Annotated in this window: 7 protein-coding genes; 6 read left to right on the top strand and 1 reads right to left on the bottom strand. The window is 70.4% G+C overall.

The genetic code is table 11. The features are described 5' to 3' along the window. Positions 1 to 129 precede the first annotated feature (129 nt). A complete protein-coding gene (locus HPA02_RS08895; protein ID WP_146802827.1) occupies positions 130 to 873 on the top strand; it encodes a YdcF family protein in 744 nt (247 codons plus the stop codon). Positions 874 to 993: 120 nt separating this feature from the next. Next, positions 994 to 1284: a hypothetical protein gene (locus tag HPA02_RS08890; RefSeq protein WP_146802826.1), complete on the top strand. Its 291-nt coding sequence runs from the start codon at positions 994 to 996 to the stop codon at positions 1282 to 1284. A 10-nt stretch (positions 1285 to 1294) separates the two neighbouring features. Here the strand turns inward: HPA02_RS08890 and HPA02_RS08885 are convergent, their stop codons facing one another. Continuing rightward, positions 1295 to 1969 (bottom strand): glutathione S-transferase, encoded by a 675-nt coding sequence (locus tag HPA02_RS08885; protein WP_146802825.1) that lies wholly within the window; start codon positions 1967 to 1969, stop codon positions 1295 to 1297. 145 nt (positions 1970 to 2114) lie between these two features. Between HPA02_RS08885 and HPA02_RS08880 the strand changes: the two genes are divergently transcribed. The 4 genes from HPA02_RS08880 to HPA02_RS08865 all read left to right on the top strand — a co-directional run bounded on the left by HPA02_RS08880 (position 2115) and on the right by HPA02_RS08865 (position 7617). Continuing rightward, positions 2115 to 2486 carry a response regulator transcription factor gene (locus HPA02_RS08880; protein WP_146802830.1) on the top strand — a complete coding sequence of 124 codons (372 nt, stop codon included), beginning with the start codon at positions 2115 to 2117 and terminating at the stop codon, positions 2484 to 2486. Beyond that, on the top strand, positions 2486 to 4531 hold the full coding sequence (locus HPA02_RS08875; RefSeq protein ID WP_146802824.1) for a 3'-5' exonuclease: 2046 nt from the start codon (positions 2486 to 2488) through the stop codon (positions 4529 to 4531). Before HPA02_RS08880 ends, HPA02_RS08875 begins: the two co-directional genes overlap by 1 nt. A gap of 23 nt (positions 4532 to 4554) precedes the next feature. Beyond that, positions 4555 to 4776: a hypothetical protein gene (locus HPA02_RS08870; RefSeq protein ID WP_146802823.1), complete on the top strand. Its 222-nt coding sequence runs from the start codon at positions 4555 to 4557 to the stop codon at positions 4774 to 4776. 123 nt (positions 4777 to 4899) lie between these two features. Next, positions 4900 to 7617, top strand: coding sequence for a sensor histidine kinase (locus tag HPA02_RS08865; protein WP_146802822.1), 2718 nt, complete (start codon positions 4900 to 4902; stop codon positions 7615 to 7617). The last annotated feature ends 76 nt before the right edge of the window (positions 7618 to 7693 follow it).

Raw genomic sequence — 7693 nt, 5'->3', positions numbered from 1 at the left:
GCTCGACTTTATCGTCCATGATAAAGACGCTTTGCTCTGCCCTGCCCCCAGAGCCCCTCAGCCATTCCAACCGCGATAGCCCTGCCATACTGGGCCATATCCGGGTCACACTGAATGTCGGAGGTCTCGATGGTCGCCCTCAAGTACCTGCTGCTACCGCCGCTGATCAACCTGCTGCTGATCCTGCTGGGCCTGGCCCTGGGGCCGCGGCGCCTGCTGGGTGGGCTGCTGATGGGCCTGGGGCTGGTGAGCCTGGCCCTGCTGGCCACCCCCATGGCCAGCCACCTGCTGCGCCAGGGCCTGGAGCCCTACCCGGTGATCGGCCCCGGCCAGTGGCGCCAGGCCCAAGCCATCGTGATCCTCGGCGGCGGTCGCGACTATGAGGCCGCCGAGTTCGGCTGGGGAGACGCCCCGGCCAACGCCACCTGGCGACGCCTGGCCTATGGCGCCAAGCTGCACCGCGACAGCGGCCTGCCGATCCTGGTCAGCGGTGGCCGGGTCCACGACGAGCACAGCGCCGAGGCGAGTTTGATGGCCGCGGCCCTGCGCGAGGTGTTCCGGGTGCCGGTGCGCTGGATGGAGGGCGAGAGTCGCCATACCGCCGAAAATGCCCGCTTCAGCGCGCAGATGCTGAACCGTGATGGCATTACCCGGGTGGCCCTGGTCTCTCAGGCCTGGCACCTGCCCCGGGCGGTGGCGGCATTCGAGGCGGTGGGGATGACGGTGATTCCCGCTCCCACCGACTTCGCCAGCGCCCCACCCCCGGGCCCCTATGCCTGGCTACCCCGCGCCTATCACCTCAACCAGAGCAGCCGCGCCCTCCACGAGTGGCTGGGGCTCGCCTGGCAGCGGCTCGCGTCCCGCCTGGAATAGTCACGGCCTCAGCCGAGGAGGGAATTGGGTCGCCAGCACAGCGACTGCTAAGGTAAGAGAGACGGCAGGTCTGCCACCGGCGACCGATGCTGGCCCACTCCCTGGCCCGCAGGAGGCAGCATGAGCGCATTCTGGACGACGCTTTTCATGGCCGTGGCCTTCGGCCTCTTTAGCGGCATGCTGCTGCGCCTCGCCCGGCACCGGGAGGAGCGCCGGCCGAGCGCCTGGCGCCACCCGCTGGCCGGGGCCGCCGCCGGCCTGGTCGCCACGCTTCTGCATCAGGCCGTGAACTGGGTGACGCGGGTGCCCGACTGGGTGCTGCCGTTGCTGGTGATCCTGCTGGCCTGGTACTGGCTGCGACCCCGTCGCGAAGCGCTGGGGCTCGGGCACCCCGATAACGGCCATGGCTAAGCACGGGAGCCTAGCCTAGAACGCCAAACTCCCCGGCGTTTTCTACCGCCCGCTGGTAGGCAGGACGCGCACGAATCGCCTCGAGGAAGGCCCGTAGCCGTGGCGCGCCCTCCAGATCACCGCGGCTGGCCATGGCCAGGACCGGGAAGCTCATCTGAATATCCGCGGCGCTGAAGTGTTCGCCGGCAAACCAGCCGGAGGCCAGCGACGCTTCCCAGAACTCCCGCAGGGTCGCGAGCTCCGGCCCGAGATAGGCACGCCGCACGCCCTTGGCCAGCAGGGCCCCGATGGGGCGAATCAGCGCCGGTACCGGCGGCTTGCCCAGCCGCGAGAAGACCAGCGACATCACCAGCGGCGGCATCGCCGAGCCCTCGGCATGATGCAACCAGAAGCGGTAGCTTTCAAAGGCGTCGCTGCCGGCGGGTGGCAGCAGGTCGCTGTCGGGGTGACGCGCCAGCAGATAGTCGACGATGGCTCCCGACTCGGCGATCACCCGCCCGCCGCGGGCCTCGTCGCTGATCACCGGCGACTTGCCCAGCGGATGCACCTCGCGCAGCGCCGCGGGGGCCCTCAGGGTCTCGGGGTCTCGCCGATAGGTCACCAGCTCATAGGCCTCGCCCAGCTCCTCCAGTAGCCATACCACCCGCTGGGACCGCGACTGCTCCAGGCTATGCACACGAATCATCCTGCCGCTCCTTGGTTATTACAGGCGTTTGAATTTCCGTGGTTCAGTCTGCGCGCGGCGCCCCATTCTGCCAAGGTCGCCTTTCAACGCCGGGCATGGCGCCACTAGACTGGACACAACCGTGACGATCGACGAGGAGGGGCCGATGCCCAAGGTGCTGGTAGTGGACGACGAGCCCAATATCGTCCTCTCTCTGGAGTTTCTGATGCAGCAGGCGGGCTTCGAGGTCACCACCGCCGAGGATGGCGAGAGCGCCCTGGCCCGGGTCGCCGAGGCGGGCCCCGACCTGATCCTGCTAGATATCAGCCTGCCCGACCTGAGCGGCTTCGAGGTCCTCGAGCGGCTGCGCCAGACCCCCAGGGGGGCGACGCTTCCGATCATCATGCTCACCGCCCATGGCCGCGAGGTGGAGCGCGAGAAAGGCCTGGCCCTAGGGGCCGACGATTACATCACCAAGCCCTTCTCGACCCAGGCCCTGGTGGAGAAGGTCAAGGCCCTGCTCGACGAGGCTCGCTGATGGGCCTGCCCAAGCGGCAACGCCTGGTCGGTGCCTGGCTAATGCTCAGCGGCCTGAGCGGTTTCGCCGGCCTGGCGGCGGCCTTGTGGCTCGATGCCCGCCTGATGCCCCAGGGCGCCGAACGCCTCGTCCTCTGGGCGGCCAGCCTGGCCAGCGGCGCCCTGCTGTTGCTGCTCGGCGCCCTGCTGGAACGGCGCCTGCTGCGGCCGCTTCGCCACCTCCAGGTGCTGGTGGCACGCCTGGTCGCCAACCCCGACGCCCGGGACGACTACCCCCCGGAGGGCTGGCTCGCCGGCCTGGCCCCGGACCTCAGGCGCCTGCGCGAGGAGTGGCGCGGCGACCGCCAACGCCTGGCCACCGCCCATGCCGAGGGCGCCCGCGGCGCCGCGCGAATTCGTCAGGAACTGGAGGCCCTGCTGCAGCTGCTGGAGACCCCCCTGCTGCTGTGCGATCGCCACCACCGGCTGCTGCTCTTCAACCAGGCCGCCGAGCGCCTGTTCGCCGATCACCCGGGGCTGGGCCTGGGCAAACGCCTGGCGGGTCTGCTGCCCCAGGCCAGCCTACGCGAGGCCCTTCAGCGGCTGCCCGAGGACGGCACGTCCCGGGAATTGCTGGTGCCCCTCGGCGAGCACTGGCTGCGCGCCATGCTGCGCCGGGTCCCCAGCCAGCATGAGGAGACCCTGATCACCCTGGAGGACGCCACCGCCGCCTGGCACAGCGAGCTCGGGCCCCGGGCCGGCCTCGCCGAGCTGCTGCCACGGCTGCGCGGCCATGGCGCCACCCTGGGCAGCGCCGCCGAGGCCCTGGGGCGGCTCGGCGAGCGAGACGCGGCCCTGCGCCAGCGCCTGACCCGGGCCGTCCTGGAGGAGAGCGAGCGCCTCGGGGAGGTCATCCACGGCCTCGGCGAACTCACCGAAAGCCTCCAGCAACAGGGCGAACGCCTGCTGCCTACCTGGTCCAACGATCTCTTCGAAGCCCTGAATGAGCGCCTCGCCCAAGGCGGCCTGGCGATCCGCCCCATCGGCATTCCTGCCTGGCTCAAGGCCGATGCCCCGGCGCTGCTGGGCCTGCTCGAGGCCCTAGTGGAGGAGGTCGCCGGCACCACCGACCAATCCTGCCTGGAGGTCGAGGCCTGCCTGGGCAACAAGCGTGTCTACCTGGACCTGGTGTGGCGCGGCGCCCCGCTCTCCCAGGGCCGACTGGCCCAGTGGCAGTCGCGGCGGCTGGAGCAGCTGCCCCTGGCCCCCAGCCTGCAGGCCCTGCTACGCCAGCATGCCAGTGAGCTGTGGAGCCTGGCCGACGAGGATGGCCAGCATGCGCGCCTGCGCCTGCCCCTGCCCGCGGCGGAGCGAGTCGGGGCGCCGCGCCCCCGGGTGCGGCCCCGCCCGGAATTCCATGATTTCGGCATCGCCGAGCTGCCGGCCCCCGACGCCGAGCTGGCCTCGCGTCCGCTCAGCGCCCTGGAGGTGGTGGCCTTCGATACCGAGACCACCGGCCTGGCCCTGCGCCAGGGCGACAAGGTGATCAGCCTGGGCGCCTGCCGCATCGTCAACGGCCGCCTGCTCGCCGACGACAGCTTCGATGTACGCATCGACCCCGAGCGCCCCATCCCACCGGAGAGCACCGCCATTCACGGCCTGCGTGATCAGGACGTGGCCGGCGCCCCGCCCCTGGCGCAGGTCCTGCCGCGCTTTCGTGACTACGTGGGGGACGCGGTGCTGCTGGCCCATAATGCCGCCTTCGACCTGCTGGCCCTGCAGCCCGCCGGGGGCGATGCCCGCTTCGAGATGCCGGTGCTCGATACGCTGTTGCTCTCCCGGGCCCTGGACCCGGGCCTCGACGGCCATGACCTGGACAGCCTGGCCGAGCGCTACGGCCTGACGATCCCCGCCGAGGCGCGCCACACCGCGCTGGGCGATGCGCGCCTGACCGCCGAACTGTGGTTGCATCTGCTCCCGCGCCTCCAGGCGCGGGAGGTCGTGCGCCTCGACCAGCTGCTGCAATTGCAGCGCAGCGCCTTCGACCGGGAAGATGCCAGCGCCTGACGCCGCCAGCCAAGGAGACCACCATGCCCAGGACCACCAAGCCCTCCCGCCGACGCGAGCGTCTCTTGGCGCTGCTGCTGTTGGCCCTGGTGCTGTTCTCGCCGCCGCTGGTGATGATCGCCGACCGCCCCCTGGGCGGTGGCCTCTCCGCCCTGCCCCTCTACCTGCTGCTGGCCTGGGCCCTGGTGATCGGCCTGGCGGCCTGGCTGCTGGAAGGCGGGCCTCGGGAGGAAGACCAAGGATGAGCCCGGGGATCGATAGGCGCCTGGATAACGGTGAGCGGCCTGACCGCCTGCTCCTTTCTGGAAGGCGGGCCCCGGGAGAGCAGCGAGGAATGAGCCTGGCGATACCGACCGGAGCCGGCTCCCATGCGTAGCGAAGCCGTGATCCTCGCCGCCGCCTTCGGCTACCTGGCGCTGCTGTTCCTGATCGCCGCCTGGGGCGACCGACGTGCCAGCCAGGGCCGCTCGGTGATCGGCTCGCCCACCGTCTACGCCCTGTCCATCGCGGTCTACTGCACCGCCTGGACCTTCTACGGCAGCGTCGGCCGGGCCACCACCCAGGGGGCCAGCTTCCTGCTGATCTACCTGGGACCGACCCTGGCGATGCTCTCGGCTCCCTTTATCCTGCGCAAGATGGTGCGCATCGCCGCCGCCCAGCGGCTGACCTCCATCGCCGACTTTATCAGCGCCCGCTACGGCAAGAGCGGTGCCCTCGGCGCCCTGGTGGCGCTGATCGCGCTGATCGGCATCACCCCCTATATCGCCCTGCAACTCAAGGCGATCACCCTGAGTCATGCGGTGCTGGTGAGCTATCCCGCCGCCGTCGACTGGCGCTTGGCGGAGGAACCCTTCTGGGCCGACAAGTCCTTCTGGGTGGCCCTGGTGCTGGCGGTCTTCATCATCCTCTTCGGCACCCGCCACCTGGACGCCAGCGAGCGCCACGAGGGCATGGTGGCGGCCATCGCCTTCGAGTCGCTGGTCAAGCTGGTGGCCTTCCTGGCGGTGGGGCTGTTCACCCTCTTCGTACTCTTCCGGGGCCCCGCGGACCTCTTCGCCCAGGCCGGCGCCAGCCCGGCGCTGCGTGGGGCCTTCGACCTCGCCGCGGTGGAGGGCGGGGCCCTGGGCTGGAGCGGCCTGCTGCTGCTCGCCTTCCTGGCGTTCCTGACCCTGCCCCGCCAGTTCCAGGTGCTGGTGGTGGAGAACGTCGACGAGCGCCACCTGCGCCGCGCCAGCTGGCTCTTTCCCCTCTACCTGCTGGCCATCAATCTCCTGGTGATTCCCATTGCCCTGGCCGGCATGCTACTGCTGGAGGGCAGCGACCCGGACAGCTTCGTGCTGACCCTGCCGCTCTCCGCCGGCCTCGAGGGGCTGCCCTTGCTGGTCTTTATCGGCGGGCTCTCCGCCGCCACCGGCATGGTGATCGTCGAGACCATCGCCCTCTCCACCATGCTCAGCAACCAGCTGGTGATGCCCTGGCTATTGCGCGCGTCGCGACTGCATGCGGCCCATCGCGGCGAGCTGCGCGGCTGGCTGCTGGGCATCCGGCGGGTGGCCATCCTGCTGATCCTGCTGCTGGGCTACCTCTACCACGCCCTGCTCGGCGACGCCTACAGCCTGGTGACGATCGGCCTGGTCTCCTTCGCCGCCGCCGCCCAGTTTGCCCCCGCCCTGCTGCTGGGCCTCTACTGGCGCGGGGCCAATCGCACCGGGGCCATCGTCGGCCTGCTGCTGGGCTTCGCCGTCTGGGTCTATACCCTGTTGCTGCCGGGCTTCGCCCAGTCGGGCTGGCTGCCGCTGAGTTTCGTCGAGGCGGGGCCCTGGGGTCTCGACTGGCTGCGCCCCTATGCGCTGTTCGGCCTGGAGGGCTGGGATCGCTATAGCCATGCGCTGTTCTGGAGCCTGGGCCTCAACCTGGCCGCCCTGGTGGGGCTCTCCCTGTTCACGCCCCAGAGCCGCCTGGAACAGACCCAGGCGGCGCTATTTACCGAGGCCCTGCATCGCGACGCCATGCCCGCCGGGGTATGGCAGGGGGAGACCAGCCGCGGCGAGCTACGCCGCCTGCTGAGCCGCTACCTGGGGGCCAAGGTGGCGACCCGGGTACTGGAGTCGGGTGACGACACTCAGCCCGCCCCACCGGTACTCATCGCCCGCACCGAACGCGCCCTGGCCGGAGCCCTGGGCAGCGCCTCGGCGCGGGTGCTGATCAACTCGGTGGTACGCGGCGAGGCCCTCGACCTGGAGGCGGTGCTGAGCATCCTCGACACCACCTCCCAGACCCTGGAGGTCAACCGCCGTCTCGAGCAGAAATCACAGGAGCTGGCGCGCATCGGCCAGGAGCTGCGCGCCGCCAACGAGCGCTTGAGGGAGCTCGACCGCCTCAAGGACGAGTTCGTGGCCATGGTCAGCCACGAGTTGAGAACGCCGCTGACCTCGATCCGCGCCTTCGCCGAGATCCTCCGCGACGGCCAGGACCTCCCCGAGGCCAAGCGCGAGCAGTTCCTCGAGGTGGTGGTCCACGAGAGCCAACGCCTGTCGCGCCTGATCGAGGAGATCCTCGACCTGGCCCGGCTGGAGAGCGGCCGCCTGACCCTCACCCCCCGGCGCCTCGATCTGGCCATGCTGGCTCGCCACGGCCTGGCGGCGGTGGAACGCCTCCAGGCCGAGCGCGGCGTCTCCCTGGAGGTCGCCATCGAGGCCGACCCGGCCTGGGTGGTGGGCGACCCGGATCGCCTCGAGCAGGTGATCATCAACCTGCTCGATAACGCCGGCAAGTTCGCCGACGACGAGCACCCCAGGGTGCGTCTGTCGCTGTGCCGTCACAAGGATCATTATCGCCTCGCCGTCGAGGACAACGGGCCCGGCATCGCCGAGGACGAGCGCGAGCGAGTCTTCGAGAAGTTCCATCAGATCCAGCGACAGCAGCACGGCGAGCGGCGCCCTCGCCCCAAGGGCAGCGGCCTGGGGCTACCCATCAGCCGCGGCATCGTCGCCCACCTGGGCGGCCGGCTCTGGGTGGAGTCCGCCCCCACCCTGGGCGGCGCCAGCCTGGTGATGGAGCTCCCTGAGGCCCCTAACGAGTCGTGATATGACTATTAAGTTGTGTCACGTCCTGCCGATAACTTCGGATGCCGGCGACCCCGCCGGCCCCCACCCGACGCCG

Origin of the sequence: Bisbaumannia pacifica, assembly GCF_007989625.1 — a bacterium.
In the GTDB taxonomy this organism is placed as follows: Bacteria; Pseudomonadota; Gammaproteobacteria; order Pseudomonadales; family Halomonadaceae; genus Bisbaumannia; species Bisbaumannia pacifica.
This window is presented reverse-complemented; position numbering and strand designations above follow the sequence as displayed.

What these genes read in the sequence shown, in the direction of transcription:
- HPA02_RS08880 (WP_146802830.1), top strand. Translation starts at nt 2,115, where the DNA reads ATGCCCAAGGTGCTGGTAGTGGACGACGAGCCCAATATCGTCCTCTCT.
- HPA02_RS08875 (WP_146802824.1), top strand. Translation starts at nt 2,486, where the DNA reads ATGGGCCTGCCCAAGCGGCAACGCCTGGTCGGTGCCTGGCTAATGCTC.
- HPA02_RS08895 (WP_146802827.1), top strand. Translation starts at nt 130, where the DNA reads ATGGTCGCCCTCAAGTACCTGCTGCTACCGCCGCTGATCAACCTGCTG.
- HPA02_RS08885 (WP_146802825.1), bottom strand. Translation starts at nt 1,969, where the DNA reads ATGATTCGTGTGCATAGCCTGGAGCAGTCGCGGTCCCAGCGGGTGGTA.
- HPA02_RS08865 (WP_146802822.1), top strand. Translation starts at nt 4,900, where the DNA reads ATGCGTAGCGAAGCCGTGATCCTCGCCGCCGCCTTCGGCTACCTGGCG.
- HPA02_RS08870 (WP_146802823.1), top strand. Translation starts at nt 4,555, where the DNA reads ATGCCCAGGACCACCAAGCCCTCCCGCCGACGCGAGCGTCTCTTGGCG.
- HPA02_RS08890 (WP_146802826.1), top strand. Translation starts at nt 994, where the DNA reads ATGAGCGCATTCTGGACGACGCTTTTCATGGCCGTGGCCTTCGGCCTC.